This is a genomic window from Ruegeria sp. Ofav3-42, from assembly GCF_022347725.1.
Taxonomy (GTDB): Bacteria; Pseudomonadota; Alphaproteobacteria; order Rhodobacterales; family Rhodobacteraceae; genus Ruegeria.
The window spans coordinates 1-13754 of record NZ_JAKRGB010000017.1; the positions used below are offsets into that span (position 1 = coordinate 1).

The following is a 13754-nucleotide window of genomic DNA, read 5'->3' on the forward strand; positions in this document are numbered from 1 at the left end:
GAACCGTGTGTCCGAGCGCTTCAAATTCTCGACCCCAATAATGGCTCCCGGAACAAGGTTCCATCGCAATGGTGCACGCTGGCAGTTCAGAAACGAACGACAGAAGATTGTTGCGTCTGAGTTGTTTGCGAAGCACCACCTCGCTTGTGGAGCTGCACCCATGACGATGGAACACATTCTTCGCCAGATTTAGGCCGACAAGGTCCAAATCCGCCATTTTGCTAACCTCCTGACGGCTTCCATCTCCAAAACCTATCAGATGAGAGATCAGGAGATGTCCATTCCATCAAAACCCAGACGCTTCAATCATGCCGGACATCGTCAGCGGCAACACCAACGCACTCGCCATCATGATCGGAGAAAAATGCAGCGATATGGTGCTGGAGGATCGCAAAGTCTTTGCCTAAAGCATCCTCCTGACATTGAAACGGGTGTCTCGAACTCTTGCCAAACTCACTAGGGTTCCTTTGGCTGCTGCAGGTATTTCCCGACAACGATTGCGGTCAGAAATACCATGTAAAACTGCCCCATCAGCCCCACCAGCACCGAAGCTTTCTGTGCCACATGGGTGACCGGGATGAAATCGCCGTATCCGATCGTCATCAGCGTGATGAACGAAAAATACAAAATGGATTGAGTCTCTGCCTCCAAACCGTGGTTAACGTCAATGCCATGCAGCGACCCTGGGGCGAAATACTCGATTGTCAGGAATAGAAAAAAAGACACGAATCCCAAGGACAAATAGCCGGCGACCAAACCGATGATGACAGACTGGTTTATAACCGTCGCGCGCCATTCGATCTCGGCAATTCGCATCGCGACGATTCCGTAGATAGCGAGAAACAACAAGATCTGAAACTGGTTGACGGCTGTACTGCTCCAAACACTGATACCCATCCAATAATCGAACAGATCGATACCCACCGAAGCCGCCAGCAAAACCAAAATTATGCGCAAGAGAAAAGAGCGTTCTTTCAACAATGAAATACCCATTGCGATGTTGATGAGGAACAGCGCGTCGCCCATCCATTTTTCAAAGAATAACTCGCCCGAAACCATCGATCCGAACAGGATCAACAGTTGTGAAGCAAAGTACAGCTCCAGCCGAAACTTGTTCAAAAAACCGATCATTGCCTTCCCAGCCGAGCCTTGGTTTTGTCCATAGCAACAAGTGTGTTGCAATGTCAGCGTCTTGCGATTGCCCTTGCGATGTCGTCAGACAACAGCTTGATTGCCTCGGCATGAGCCATCGCCACAGCGTTCAGGGTATCGCCGGTTTCCAAGCGGCCCTGACGGTCTACAACCTGCTCTTTGTCGGAGCAGGTTTGACTCTTGGGATCGTCATCGGCGTCATTCCGGGTCTGGGCAGTGTGACCGCCATGGCGGTCCTTATTCCGCTTACCTTTTACATGTCCCCACTGGCCGCGATCGGATTTCTGGTCGACATCAACAAAGGCGGTACGTCAGGCGGCGCCATTCCCGCCATTCTTCTCAACAGTCCCGGAACACCTGAATCAGCGGCATCGGCGCTGGATGGATATCCGATGGCGAAAAGGGGTGAGCCGGAACGGGCGATGAAGTTCGCGCTGTACTCATCGGTGACGGGTGACATGCTGTCCGACATCCTCTTGATTGTTCTGGTTGTTCCCTTCGCCGCTATCGCATTACAGTTCGGGCCGCTGGAACTCGCCTCGATATTGCTGTTTGCCTTTACGTTGTTGGCAGGTATTTCGAGCAACTCACCCCAAAAGGGTTTGATCGCCATCTTCCTGGGTATTTTTTTGGCATCGATCGGGCTTGATCCTATCGACAGCTCGCCCCGGATGACGTTCGGCAGCATTTATCTCTACGACGGGTTGTCCCTCTCGGCGGTTGCGATCGGCAGTTTGGCCCTGGCCTCGGTTGCGGATCAGATTTTGACCGCCAGAAAAACAAACACCGTCGATGGCGACAGAACCAGAACGGTTCCGACTTCGAAAATTCGATCCCTTCCGGTAACCGAATTTTTCTCGCACTGGAAAACGATCCTCCGATCGACAATGATCGGATCCGGTATCGGGATGCTACCTGGCCTCGGCGTGACCTTGGCCGCATTCCTCAGCTACGGTGCATCGCGTCGGGCGTCAAAGGATCCGGACAGCTTTGGCAAGGGCAACCCCGAGGGCATCATCGCCACCGAGGCAGCCAACAGCGCGGTGGTCGGTGCCAATCTTGTGCCTGCCCTCGCGCTTGGTATTCCAGGAAACGTCGCGGCCGCGCTGCTGCTGTCTGCATTGATCATTCACGGTGTCACGCCGGGCCCGTTCATGATGACGATGCACGGCGATTTGATCTATGCGCTCTTTGCCTCAATGCTCATGGCAAATGTCCTGCACCTGATCATTGGCCGAGTGGGCATTCCGATCTGGGCCTCGGTTGCTCGGGTCAGGCGTCGCTACATCCTGCCTGCTGTGGTCTTTCTCTGCGTCACCGGGGCGTATCTGCCCGGGCAATCCCTTTTCGATGTTGGCACGATGCTGGCGTTTTCGGTCGTCGGGCTCATCATGAACCGTACCGGGTTTTCGGTCGTGTGCATGGTCATCGGCTTCATCCTGGGCGACCTGTTCGAGACCGCCATGCGTCAGTCGGTCTTGCTGTACAAAGGAAACCTGAACGTGATCTGGGAAAGTCCGATCGCCATCGTGTTCGTGGTTCTTTCGATCCTTGTCATTCTTGGCCCGTTGTGGAGACATAGACTCGCAAAGTATCGAAGCGCCAAATCAGCGGACTGAACCCCATACCATGGATTCCGACACCTTTTTCAATGAGCTAAAGCCAAGGTTGGCCAGACTGCAGGCCGAAAGGGGAATAACCAAACGGTCTGCATTGCGGATGAGTATTGCCAATCTGACCAGCGAAGGTGTTCTCAGCGCAGGCGACAGATTGCCGTCAGAAAGGGAAATGGCCGAAAAGTCGGGGTTCAGCCTTGGCACGGTTCAGGCCGCGTTGTCGCAACTTCGGGATCTGGGCTTTGTTTCGCGTCGGCGCGGTGACGGTACTGTCGTCAACAGTAAGAAAGAGTTCGACAGCCGGGCGCGGCATTTCCGTCTCAGATCACGTGAGACGGGGCTGCCGGTTCGGGTAACGGATTCACGGACCCGTGTCGTCTCGGTTTCGGACCAAGGTCCCTGGACCTCCTTTCTTGGTTCAGAGGCCGGCATTCTTGCGATCCAGAGATGGCTTGTCATGAACGGAAACATCCCGGTTTACGCAGAAATGTACGTAGACAAGCAGCGTTGCACCGAATTTGAAGACATGAACCCTACGGACCTGGATTTCGTGAACATCCGCGTCATGCTCAGGAAAAAGTTCGAAGCCCCCCACACGGTTCTGCAAAACCGGTTGAAATCGGAGTTTGTACCTCAAAAGGCCGCTGAAGAATATGGTCTGGCTCTCTCCGGATACTACTTCAAGGTATCAAGTTGGGCAGAGACCCCTGATGGTGTTCCCATGTATTATCAGGAATTTCTGGTTGATATGAGCAGCTGCGACTTGGAATTCTAAGGGTTTGATGTTGCGCCCCATTCGGGCGGAATGAAGGATGCATCGTAAGGCAGACTGGTAACAGCTACGCCCCGTTGACCGCCAAAAGTTTGCAACAGAGCCCCTATTTTGCCCGCATCACTAGTCCGCTACTCTCTTAACGCGCAAAAAACGGTTGTGTCGCAAACTTTGAGTTTGGATTGAATAACATGCAAATTCCGACGTTTGTTGTCCGCGTATTGTTCTCCAGCAGGTTTCAGCATGATTTCCTTGAAAGGCTGCCATTTTCCCAAGGATGCCGTTTTGTACGCTGTGTACTTCTACCTGCAATACACAGTGTCCTATCGTGATTAGGAAGAGATCATGGCTGAACGCGGTGTGCGAGTTGACCACGCCACATCAAATAGGTGGGTTGTGAATTATTCGCCGATAGTCGCTGTTCGTGCGCAATCAATGAAGCGTCCAACTCAGAATTCCTGCGTATGGACGAAACCTATCTCCTTGTACGTGGCAAGTGGATGTATCTCTATCGAGCGGTCGACAAAGCGGGAAACACCCTGGACTTCATGCTGTCTGAGCGACGAAATCGTCCAGCAGCCACCAGGTTCTTTGCAAAGCACTGTCGTCAATCGGGATCCCAAACAAAATCGTCACAGACAAGAGTGGCGCCAATGCAGCTGGCATTCGAGCCGTGAACAGAATCCTGAAGCGGTTCGGGTGCCCAGCCAAGGTACAGACGATCAGGTCCAAATACTTGGACAACATGCTCGAACAGGATCACAGATGCATCAAACGACGCGTACGGCACATATGTGGGTTTAAGTCGTTCAGATCAGCTTCAGCCACACTGGATAGCATTGAGGTAGCGAACATGATCCGGAAGAAGCAGTTCGCCAGTGATGCGACTTTCGGCTTTCGGATGTTTGCTGAGATCGCGGGATAACTGCGTCTAGCAATCCGCTGGATCTGGTCGTTCCAAAATTTTGCAACACAACCAGGCGGCGTGGTCATTTCGGGCGGGATTGAGATCAGCGTCGGAGAAGAACGGAAAATTCTGGGGCCCGGTGATGCCTATCTGTTCGACAGCCGCCGTCCACACCGGTTTCGTCAGATTGGGCCAAAGTCTTGCGTGATTGTCAGCGCCTGTACCCCGCCGACATTTTGACCAGTCTGAGTGTCAACCATAGTCCAGCGGCGCAAATTCGCGCATCAACCATTCCACGGCAATTCGGACTATGCCGCTCTCCAGCCGTTCTTTTTCCGCCACGACATAATAGGATTGTCGGGCAAGCACCTCGGTTTCGAACAGGCGGATCAGTTTGCCTTCCTCCAACGCCTGTTTCGCCAGCAGGGAACCACTGATCGCGGCTCCGCTTCCTGCAATGCAGGCGGAAATAACATGGGTCATGTCGGAAAAGGTCGTGCCGCGTTCCACCTCAATGGTCTTTCGGGTCGCCGCCTCTAGCCTGAGCGCCCAGTCGCGGGTGTCGCCGTGATGAAGCAGGGGTAGTTTTTTTGGGTCGCCGGGGCTGCGCAAGCGACCCGCCTGTTCAAGAAGTTTCGCGGTATGCGCCCGACCTGTCCGAGGGCGAACTGGAAGAAATGGTTCTGGAAAGCCGCCGCGAGGCCGCCTTTGGCAATGGCGAGGGGTATCTGAAAAAGATGATCACCCGCGCCCGCCACGTTGAGGTGCAGATTCTGGGCGACAAGCATGGTGAGATCTACCACCTCTACGAACGCCACTGCTCGGTCCAACGCCGGAAACAGAAGGTCGTCGAACGCGCCCCTGCGCCGTATCTGAGGGATGAACAGCGTGCGGAGATTTGTGAACTCGGCCGCAAAATCTGCGCCCATGTGAACTATGAATGCGCAGGCACCGTCGAAAACACCGTCGGGTCTTTTGACTGGCTCAGAGTTTCAATAAGGGATGCGCGCCCGGCTGATGAAACGGCGTAGGGCGAACCGCGAGCGCACAACACGTAAACCCGGCAGCCGCATTAGTTTTGTCTGCAGGAACGTCTCAAACTCCTCGAGGCTTTCAACCGCAACTTCCAACAAGAAATCCTGGGCGCCTGTCATCAACGTTCCGGTCACTACCTCGTCAAACAGCGCGACCTGACGCTGGAAGTCGGCCACTTTTTCGGCGTCCTGTCGCTCGAGTTCGACCGAGACGAAAGCCGTGATCGGAAAGCCCGCTGTTTTACGGTCGATACGGGCGCTGTAGCCCGAAATTAGCCCGGATTCCTCAAGGCGCGCCAATCGGCGTTTGCAAGGTGTGGCGGACAGGCCGATGCGCTCCGAAAGCTGGACCAACGACATGCGTCCGTCCTCTTGTAACGCGCGAATAATCTCTCGATCTACTTGATCAGTAGTGAAAGGCACTATGATTACCTCAGATAATAGTGGAAATCGCTCAGATTGGTTCAGAATACCTTGTAAAAGCGGTTTTTCAACCCGGCGTAGGCCCTTAATCTGGAAGTGATGATCCTGACGGATCGAAATGACTACACCCCTGCCATGCAAACAAATGGTGAAACCATGCCCCTGATCCTCACAGAAGAAACTCCGCCGCCCGGATATGAACGTCTGATCTTTGCCGAGGATACCAGTAACGGTTTACAGGCTTACATCTGTCTTCATTCGACAGTTTGTGGCCCGGCGGCCGGTGGCTGCCGAATGTGGGCTTACGACAGCCGGGATGCTGCCCGCGAGGACGTGGTGCGGTTGGCACGCGGGATGACGGCCAAGAATGTCATGGCCGGGCTCGGGTTGGGCGGCGGCAAATCGGTAATCATCGGCGATGCTCGCAAAGACAAAACCCCGGCAATGCTGCGCGCCTTTGGCCGCGCAGTCAACGCGCTGGAGGGACAGTATTACACGGCCGAAGATGTAGGGTTCTCGCCCAAAGACATACGGATTGTGGCTGAAGAAACGGAATTCGCCGTCGGCCTTGAAGGTGGTGAGCATGGCAGCGGTGACCCGTCACCCTTTACCGCGGAAGGGGTTTTCCAATGCCTGAAGGTCGGCGCAAGCGACGTGTTCGGTAGCGACGACCTGACCGGGCGTCGCGTGCTGGTTCAGGGTCTGGGCCATGTGGGCATGAGCCTGGCGGAAAAACTGCATGCTGCGGGCGCGTCGCTGATCGTGTCGGACATCAATCAGGCCGCGCTGGATTTGGCCCGTGATCAGTTGCGTGCCGATATCTGCCCCGTCGATCAGGTCTTTGACGCGCAGATGGACATTTTCGCGCCCTGTGCTCTGGGCGGTATTCTGACCCATGAGAGCGCGCAGAAACTGTCAGCGCGGTTGGTCTGTGGCGCAGCCAACAACCAATTGGCTGAAGACGACGTTGCCGAGACCCTTCGCGCGCGCGGAATTCGCTACCTGCCGGATTACGTTGTTAATGCAGGCGGCATCATCAGCGTGGCAGGTGAAATCCATAAGGCAGGTGAAACATACCGCCAGTCCAGGCTCAAGGATATCGCGACGCGTATTGCCGAGATCCTCGAAACCTCGAAACGCACCGGCCAGTCGACCACAAAGGTCGCGGATCAGATTGTCGAGGACATTCTGGATCGCACCCGTGACGACCGACAGGAGGGTGCGGCATGAGCGATTCAATCAAACCGCTGTCGCTGAATGTACCTGAACCGGGCTGCCGCCCCGGCGATACGCCGGATTTCTCGGATTTCGAAATCCCCCGCGCTGGCGAAGTTCCCCGGCCGCCGGTCGACGTGGCCGCGGATGACATTCGTGACATGGCTTTTTCGATTGTTCGGGTTTTGAACAAAGAGGGACAGGCCATCGGCGACTGGGCAGGTGCATTGACGCCTGATGAGCTGCGCACCGGTTTGCGTCACATGATGACTCTGCGCGCCTTTGACAAACGCATGCTGATGGCGCAGCGCCAAGGCAAGACAAGTTTCTATATGCAGCATCTGGGCGAAGAGGCGATCAGTTGCGCCTTCGCTCGTGCGTTGCGACCCGGTGACATGAACTTTCCGACATATCGTCAGGCCGGCCTGCTGGTTGCGGTGGACTATCCGATGCTGACGATGATGAACCAGATCTACTCCAACGCCGATGACCCGCTACACGGGCGACAGTTGCCAATCATGTATACCTCGAAAGAACACGGGTTCTTTTCGATCTCAGGCAATCTGGGGACGCAATTCGTGCAGTCGGTGGGTTGGGCCATGGCCTCGGCCATATCAGGGGATACCAAGATTGCCGCTGGCTGGATCGGCGACGGTTCCACTGCAGAAAGCGATTTTCACGCGGCGATGGTGTTTGCCTCTACCTACAAGGCGCCGGTGGTTCTGAACATCGTCAACAATCAATGGGCTATCTCGACCTTCCAGGGCATCGCCCGAGGCGGCGTTGGCACATTTGCCGCGCGTGGTCATGGGTTCGGCATTCCCTCGCTTCGTGTCGATGGCAACGACTACCTGGCCGTTCATGCAGTCGCCAAATGGGCCGCAGAACGCGCGCGTCTCGGCCTTGGCCCGACTTTGATTGAGTATGTGACTTACCGCGCTGGCGGGCATTCGTCGTCGGACGATCCCTCGGCCTATCGCTCGGGTGAGGAAGCCAGCGCCTGGCCGCTGGGTGATCCGATAGAACGTTTGAAACAACATCTGATCACGATCGGCGAATGGTCCGACGAACGCCATACTCAGGCCGAAGCCGAAATCATGGATGAGGTCATTGCGACACAAAAACAAGCCGAGAGCGTTGGGACACTGGGCGACGGCAAAGCCCCATCGCCGCGCGACATGTTCGAAGGTGTCTATGAAAAGATGCCGCCGCATCTGATCCGGCAGCGCCAGCAAGCGGGGTATTGAGAGATGGCCCAAATGACTATGATCGAAGCCATTCGCGATGCCCACGACGTGGCAATGGCGGCCGACGACCGTGTGGTTGTGTTCGGCGAAGATGTAGGCTTTTTCGGCGGCGTCTTCCGCTGCACCGCCGGTTTGCAGGAGAAGTACGGCAAGAGCCGCTGCTTTGATGCGCCAATCAATGAAAGCGGGATCGTCGGCACTGCAATTGGCATGGCCGCCTATGGCCTGAAGCCGGTGATCGAGATTCAGTTCGCCGATTATGTGTATCCCGCCTATGACCAGATCGTGAGCGAGGCCGCGCGTTTGCGCCACCGCTCGAACGCCGATTTCACCTGCCCTCTTGTCATCCGCATGCCAACCGGCGGCGGTATTTTCGGCGGCCAGACCCATAGTCAAAGCCCAGAGGCGCTGTTCACCCATGTGTCTGGCCTCAAGGTGGTGATGCCGTCCAACCCTGCGGACGCCAAGGGGCTGTTGCTTGCCTCGATTGCCGACCCTGATCCGGTGATTTTCCTGGAACCGAAGCGGCTTTATAACGGGCCGTTTGACGGGCACCACGACAAGCCACTGACAACCTGGAAAAAACACGCACAGGGCGACGTGCCCAAAGGCGATGAGATCGTGCCTCTGGGAAAGGCCAAGGTCACCCGCGAGGGGGCGGATGTGACCGTCTTGACCTACGGAACCATGGTTTACGTGGCCGAGGCCGCAGCGAAAGAAACCGGCATTGACGCCGAGGTGATCGACCTTCGGACACTCATGCCATTGGATCTGGACGCGATCACCACTTCGGTCAAGAAAACCGGCCGCTGCGTGATCGTGCACGAAGCCACGCGCACCTGTGGCTTTGGCGCCGAGTTGCTGAGCCTTGTGCAGGAGGAATGCTTCTATCACCTCGAAGCGCCCATTATCCGGGTCACCGGTTGGGACACACCTTATCCGCATGCTCAGGAATGGCAGTATTTCCCGGGCCCCGCGCGGGTGGGTGAAGCCCTCAACACCGTCATGGAGGACTGAGCCATGGGCGTACATACCATCCGCCTTCCGGACATTGGCGAAGGTATCGCCGAGGCCGAATTGACCGAATGGCTGGTCAAGCCCGGTGATATCGTCCGGGAAGACGATATTCTGGCAGTAGTGATGACCGACAAGGCTGCGGTCGAAGTGCCATCGTCCGTCGCAGGCAAGGTTTTGGAATTGGGTGGGGAGATCGGCGAGTTGATGGCCGTCGGTGCCACTCTGATCCGTATTGAGGTCGACGGTGAAGGCAACGAAGGCGACGTTCCTCCCGTGGCCGAGGTGACCGAAGTTGAGCCGGAACCAGAGCCAGAGTCGAAGATCGAACCCAAGCCGGAACCCGTAACCGCACCTGAGCGGGCCGCGCCTGCCATAGCGCGCGCGCAAGGCACCAAGCCGCTGGCCTCACCTTCGGTACGTGCCCGTGCCCGTGAAGAAGGGATTGACTTGCGCCAGGTGCCGGGGTCTGGTCCGGCCTCGCGGATCAGCCACAGCGATCTGGATCAGTGGATTGCCTCGGGCGGTATTCAGCAAGGTCAGATCACCCGAGGTGCCAATACCGGCATTGAAGAGGTGCGCGTCATCGGCATGCGTCGCAAGATTGCCGAAAAGATGCAGCTTTCGAAACGCCAAATCCCGCATATCACCATCGTTGAAGAGGTCGAAATCGAGTCTCTCGACTCGCTGCGGGTAGCGCTGAACAACAAGCACAAGGGCGACAGGCCAAAGCTGACGATGCTGCCGTTCCTGATGCGCGCGATTGTGGAAGCGGTACGCGAACAGCCCGGACTGAACGCGCGTTTCGATGATGAGGCTGGCGTCATCCATCGCCATGGTGGCGTGCATGTGGGCATCGCTGCCCAGACGCCAAATGGGCTGAACGTACCGGTGATCCGCCACGCCGAAGCGGGCAGCCTGTGGGATAATGCCGCTGAGTTGACCCGACTGGCCGAAGCCGCCCGCGAGGGCACAATCAAGCGCGAGGAACTGCAGGGTGGCACCATCACCATTACCTCGCTTGGGCCTTTGGGCGCATTGGCCACCACACCGATCATCAACCACCCCGAGGTGGCCATCGTCGGCGTCAACAAAATGCAGATCCGCCCGGTTTGGGACGGCCAGCAGTTCCAGCCGCGCAAGATGATGAACATCTCTTGCAGCTTCGATCATCGGGTTGTCGACGGCTGGGATGCGGCGGTCTTCGTGCAGAAACTAAAATCCCTGCTGGAAACCCCAGCCATGTTGTTTGTGGAGGGCTGAATGTCGGACTTGAAATGTAAGTTGCTGATCATCGGCGCTGGTCCCGGCGGTTATGTCTGCGCCATTCGCGCGGGCCAGTTGGGCATCGACACGATCGTGGTCGACGAGGCCAAGCCCGGCGGCACTTGCCTGAATGTCGGCTGTATCCCCTCCAAGGCGCTGATCCATGCCGCCGACGAGTTTCACCGGATCACGGCAGTGAATGACGGCCCGCTGGGCATCACCGCAGCCAGACCTGAAATCGACCTCGCCAAGACCGTTGCCTGGAAAGACGGTATTGTCAGACGGCTGAATTCAGGTGTCTCAGGTCTGATGAAAAAAGCAGGCGTCAGGTTTGTTTCAGGCTGCGCACGGTTTCTGGATGGCAAGACCGTGTTGGTCAGCGATTCCGATGGTGAAAGCCGCGAAATCAGTGCTGAATACATCGTCATCGCCTCGGGATCAGCCCCGGTTGAACTGCCCTTCTTGCCATTTGGCGGTGATATCCTGTCTTCGACCGAGGCGCTGGCGTTGGGTGACGCACCAAAAAGCCTTGCCGTTGTCGGCGGCGGATACATCGGGCTGGAATTGGGCACAGCCTTCGCCAAACTGGGCACCAAGGTCACCGTGGTCGAGGCCGAAGCCCGTATCCTGCCCACCTATGACACAGCGCTGACCGCACCGGTGGCAAAACGTCTGGCGGCTCTGGATGTCACAGTTATGACTGGCACCAAGGCGCAAGGCTTTTCCGATGGTGTCTTGGCCACCGATCAGGGCGACGTTTCGGCCGAAAAAGTACTGGTGACTATCGGCCGCCGCCCGCGCACCCACGGCATCGGCGTTGAGGAGCTGTCGTTAACCATGGATGGGCCGTTCATTCGGATCGACGAGACCTGTCAGAGTTCGATGCGGGGTATCTATGCAATCGGGGACGTCACGGGCGAACCCATGCTCGCCCATCGCGCCATGGCGCAGGGCGAAATGGTAGCCGAACATATCGCGGGTCACACCGTCGAGTGGGACAAACGCGCGATCCCGGCAGTCTGTTTCACGGACCCCGAGATCGTCACCTGTGGCGCTCTGCCCGGCGAGGTTGACGGCACAAAGGCCACCGATTTTCCGTTGGCGGCCAATGGTCGGGCCATGACATGCGAACGCGAAGACGGATTTGTCCGCGTAGTCTGGCGCGAAAGCGACCATGCTGTCGTGGGCATTCAGGCTGTTGGCGCCCAGATGTCAGAACTCTCGGCAGCCTTCTCGATCGCCATCGAAATGGGCGCTTGCGTTGAAGACATCGGCGCAACCATCCACGCCCATCCGACCCAGTCCGAGGGCCTGCAGGAAGCCTGCCTGAAGGCTTTGGGTAAGGCTCTGCATATCTGAAGTTCGGACTGAACCTCTGCCAGCCCGGCTTCGGCCGGGCAAGGGTCGTGCCGCAATTCGGACTGAGATTGACCAGCGCGCAGGTTTCGATGTTTGTTTCACAAAAACTTCAAGCGGGTTTTGGATGATCTTCATGAAAGGCGGCGACTTCCCCCAGGCAGACGCTCGTTTCTGCGGTGTAATCTGCCCAAAGACTTAAGGCATCCGATCTGGGCTGGCGATAGTGTGCGGGGGGAGAATTTGTGGCGACGTGGTCGAAAGATCAGATTGATCGTGAGGCAAGTCGCGGATTCATTTCCCTTGACGAGCGGGGGGATTAGCAGTGATGGGACCGAAGCAGGAAGCGCAGGCGACGTTGTTCTACGAGTTCTCGCTTGAGAAACATGTTCCCCAAGATCACCTCCTTCGGTCAATTGGCCGGTTGTTGATCTGAAAAGTACCCGCACCCATCTCGCAGGCTTCTAAGCCACACAGCACGTCCATCGGTTGATCCGGAATTGCTGATCAGGATGCTCTTGATTGGATACTGTATTGGTATCCGATCGGAGCGCCGTCTCTGCGAAGAGTTGCATCTGAACCTCATTTATCGCCGGTTCTGTCGTCTCGATCTGAACGACCGCGTGCCAGATCTCTCAACGTTTTCCAAGAACCGGCATGGTCGGTTCCGCGAGAGCGAACTGCTACGCCATTTGTTCGAGACAACTGTGGTGCGCTGCATCGCGGAAGGTCTGGTGAGCGTCAGCGCATGGCAACCGATGCCAGCCTGATCAAGGCGGATACCAATAAACAGAATTCACCACAGAAGGAAGATTGCGACGAGACGAGCATCGATCCGGCAGATGCGCCCCGCACCGTGCGTGAGTATCTCGACACGCGGGATGATGCGGCGTTCGAAGCTGCGAGTGAGGTGCAGCCCAAGTTCGCATCTCATTCCGACCCAGCCGGCCTATGGGCCGCAGCACGCACAGGCCCGGCATTCATTAGCCATTCGGACAACTACCTGATCGACGCGGGCCATGGCATCATCGCCGACTTGGAAGCCACCCGGTCAACCCGACAAGCTGAGATCGGATCGACCAAGGCTATGTTGGATCGTGTGAAGGCGACGTTCGATCTGTATCCAGAACAGCTGATCGCGAACACCACCTACGGCACTGGTCCGCGATTGGGTTGGTTGGTCGAACGACAGATCGCGCCACACAACCCCGTCTTCGACAAAGCAGGTCGATCCGATGGCACATGGTCCCGTTCTGACTTCGAGCGGGACGCCGAGAACGATCTGTACATCTTCCCCGAAGGCCATGCGTTGAAGCAATTCCGCCTTAACTACTCCGGCCCGAACAGAGGGCCAACTGGCAAAGGGGCGGCCCGTTACTGCGCCTTGAAAGACGTCCGCCAAGCCTGTCCATCGAAAGCCAAGTGCTGCCCTGACACCGCCGCACGCAAGATTACCCGTGAAAAGCACGAAGATGCCCGGTCAGGTCGCCCGAGACATTACCAAGACCCGCCAGTACGACATCTCAAAGAAGCTCAGAAAAAAGTCGAGATTCTCTTCGCCCGCCTCAAACGCATTCTTGCCCTCGGACGGCTCCGGTTACGTGGTCCGTGTGGAGCAAATGACGAATGCCGCCTCGCAACCACAGCGCAAAACCGCCGCAATTTGGCGAAGATCTTTCCCGCATCGCAGCAAAGGCGCAAAGCCTGATCGCATAAGCGCTTGTGCCGGGTTCAGATCATCACTTCTTACGA

General features: G+C 56.8%; 9 protein-coding genes and 6 pseudogenes. 11 read left to right on the top strand and 4 right to left on the bottom strand.

Annotated features, from left to right (window positions below; genetic code table 11):
• A pseudogene (locus MHN28_RS20050) lies at positions 1-217 on the bottom strand (IS110 family transposase); the annotation flags it as partial.
• Positions 218-456: 239 nt separating this feature from the next.
• Complete coding sequence (locus MHN28_RS20055; protein ID WP_239344350.1) at positions 457-1131, bottom strand: potassium channel family protein; 675 nt, start codon at positions 1129-1131, stop codon at positions 457-459.
• A gap of 110 nt (positions 1132-1241) precedes the next feature.
• Here MHN28_RS20055 and MHN28_RS20060 point away from each other — a divergent pair, with 110 nt between their 5' ends.
• The 4 genes and pseudogenes from MHN28_RS20060 to MHN28_RS20075 all read left to right on the top strand — a co-directional run.
• Positions 1242-2771: a tripartite tricarboxylate transporter permease gene (locus tag MHN28_RS20060; RefSeq protein ID WP_239344351.1), complete on the top strand. Its 1530-nt coding sequence runs from the start codon at positions 1242-1244 to the stop codon at positions 2769-2771.
• 10 nt (positions 2772-2781) lie between these two features.
• Complete coding sequence (locus MHN28_RS20065; RefSeq protein WP_239344352.1) at positions 2782-3543, top strand: GntR family transcriptional regulator; 762 nt, start codon at positions 2782-2784, stop codon at positions 3541-3543.
• A gap of 240 nt (positions 3544-3783) precedes the next feature.
• Positions 3784-4465, top strand: a pseudogene (locus tag MHN28_RS20070) (IS6 family transposase).
• Positions 4466-4513: 48 nt separating this feature from the next.
• Positions 4514-4687, top strand: a pseudogene (locus tag MHN28_RS20075) (cupin domain-containing protein); the annotation flags it as partial.
• 12 nt (positions 4688-4699) lie between these two features.
• On the opposite strand, the pseudogene MHN28_RS20080 reads toward MHN28_RS20075, so the two are convergent.
• A pseudogene (locus MHN28_RS20080) lies at positions 4700-5062 on the bottom strand (LysR substrate-binding domain-containing protein); the annotation flags it as partial.
• A gap of 21 nt (positions 5063-5083) precedes the next feature.
• Between MHN28_RS20080 and MHN28_RS20085 the strand changes: the two are divergent.
• Positions 5084-5448: pseudogene (locus MHN28_RS20085) on the top strand (pyruvate carboxylase); the annotation flags it as partial.
• Here the strand turns inward: MHN28_RS20085 and MHN28_RS20090 are convergent.
• Complete coding sequence (locus MHN28_RS20090) at positions 5440-5907, bottom strand: Lrp/AsnC family transcriptional regulator (protein WP_370645771.1); 468 nt, start codon at positions 5905-5907, stop codon at positions 5440-5442. The pseudogene MHN28_RS20085 and the gene MHN28_RS20090 sit on opposite strands and share 9 nt — an antisense overlap.
• Before the next feature lie 96 nt (positions 5908-6003).
• On the opposite strand from MHN28_RS20090, the gene MHN28_RS20095 reads away from it, so the two are divergent.
• The 6 genes and pseudogenes from MHN28_RS20095 to MHN28_RS20120 all read left to right on the top strand — a co-directional run bounded on the left by MHN28_RS20095 (position 6004) and on the right by MHN28_RS20120 (position 13710).
• On the top strand, positions 6004-7134 hold the full coding sequence (locus tag MHN28_RS20095; protein WP_239344356.1) for a Glu/Leu/Phe/Val dehydrogenase dimerization domain-containing protein: 1131 nt from the start codon (positions 6004-6006) through the stop codon (positions 7132-7134).
• A complete protein-coding gene (locus MHN28_RS20100) occupies positions 7131-8366 on the top strand; it encodes a 3-methyl-2-oxobutanoate dehydrogenase (2-methylpropanoyl-transferring) subunit alpha (protein ID WP_239344357.1) in 1236 nt (411 codons plus the stop codon). Before MHN28_RS20095 ends, MHN28_RS20100 begins: the two co-directional genes overlap by 4 nt.
• 3 nt (positions 8367-8369) lie before the next feature.
• Positions 8370-9383: an alpha-ketoacid dehydrogenase subunit beta gene (locus MHN28_RS20105; RefSeq protein WP_239344358.1), complete on the top strand. Its 1014-nt coding sequence runs from the start codon at positions 8370-8372 to the stop codon at positions 9381-9383.
• Between the two features lie 3 nt (positions 9384-9386).
• Positions 9387-10643 carry a dihydrolipoamide acetyltransferase family protein gene (locus tag MHN28_RS20110; protein WP_239344359.1) on the top strand — a complete coding sequence of 419 codons (1257 nt, stop codon included), beginning with the start codon at positions 9387-9389 and terminating at the stop codon, positions 10641-10643.
• Entirely contained in the window at positions 10644-12005 is a 1362-nt protein-coding gene (gene lpdA / locus MHN28_RS20115) for a dihydrolipoyl dehydrogenase (RefSeq protein ID WP_239344360.1), read from the top strand.
• 322 nt (positions 12006-12327) lie between these two features.
• Positions 12328-13710, top strand: a pseudogene (locus tag MHN28_RS20120) (IS1182 family transposase).
• The last annotated feature ends 44 nt before the right edge of the window (positions 13711-13754 follow it).

What these genes read in the sequence shown, in the direction of transcription:
- MHN28_RS20055 (WP_239344350.1), bottom strand. Translation starts at nt 1,131, where the DNA reads ATGATCGGTTTTTTGAACAAGTTTCGGCTGGAGCTGTACTTTGCTTCA.
- MHN28_RS20060 (WP_239344351.1), top strand. Translation starts at nt 1,242, where the DNA reads ATGAGCCATCGCCACAGCGTTCAGGGTATCGCCGGTTTCCAAGCGGCC.
- MHN28_RS20065 (WP_239344352.1), top strand. Translation starts at nt 2,782, where the DNA reads ATGGATTCCGACACCTTTTTCAATGAGCTAAAGCCAAGGTTGGCCAGA.
- MHN28_RS20095 (WP_239344356.1), top strand. Translation starts at nt 6,004, where the DNA reads ATGATCCTGACGGATCGAAATGACTACACCCCTGCCATGCAAACAAAT.
- MHN28_RS20100 (WP_239344357.1), top strand. Translation starts at nt 7,131, where the DNA reads ATGAGCGATTCAATCAAACCGCTGTCGCTGAATGTACCTGAACCGGGC.
- MHN28_RS20105 (WP_239344358.1), top strand. Translation starts at nt 8,370, where the DNA reads ATGGCCCAAATGACTATGATCGAAGCCATTCGCGATGCCCACGACGTG.
- MHN28_RS20110 (WP_239344359.1), top strand. Translation starts at nt 9,387, where the DNA reads ATGGGCGTACATACCATCCGCCTTCCGGACATTGGCGAAGGTATCGCC.
- lpdA (WP_239344360.1), top strand. Translation starts at nt 10,644, where the DNA reads ATGTCGGACTTGAAATGTAAGTTGCTGATCATCGGCGCTGGTCCCGGC.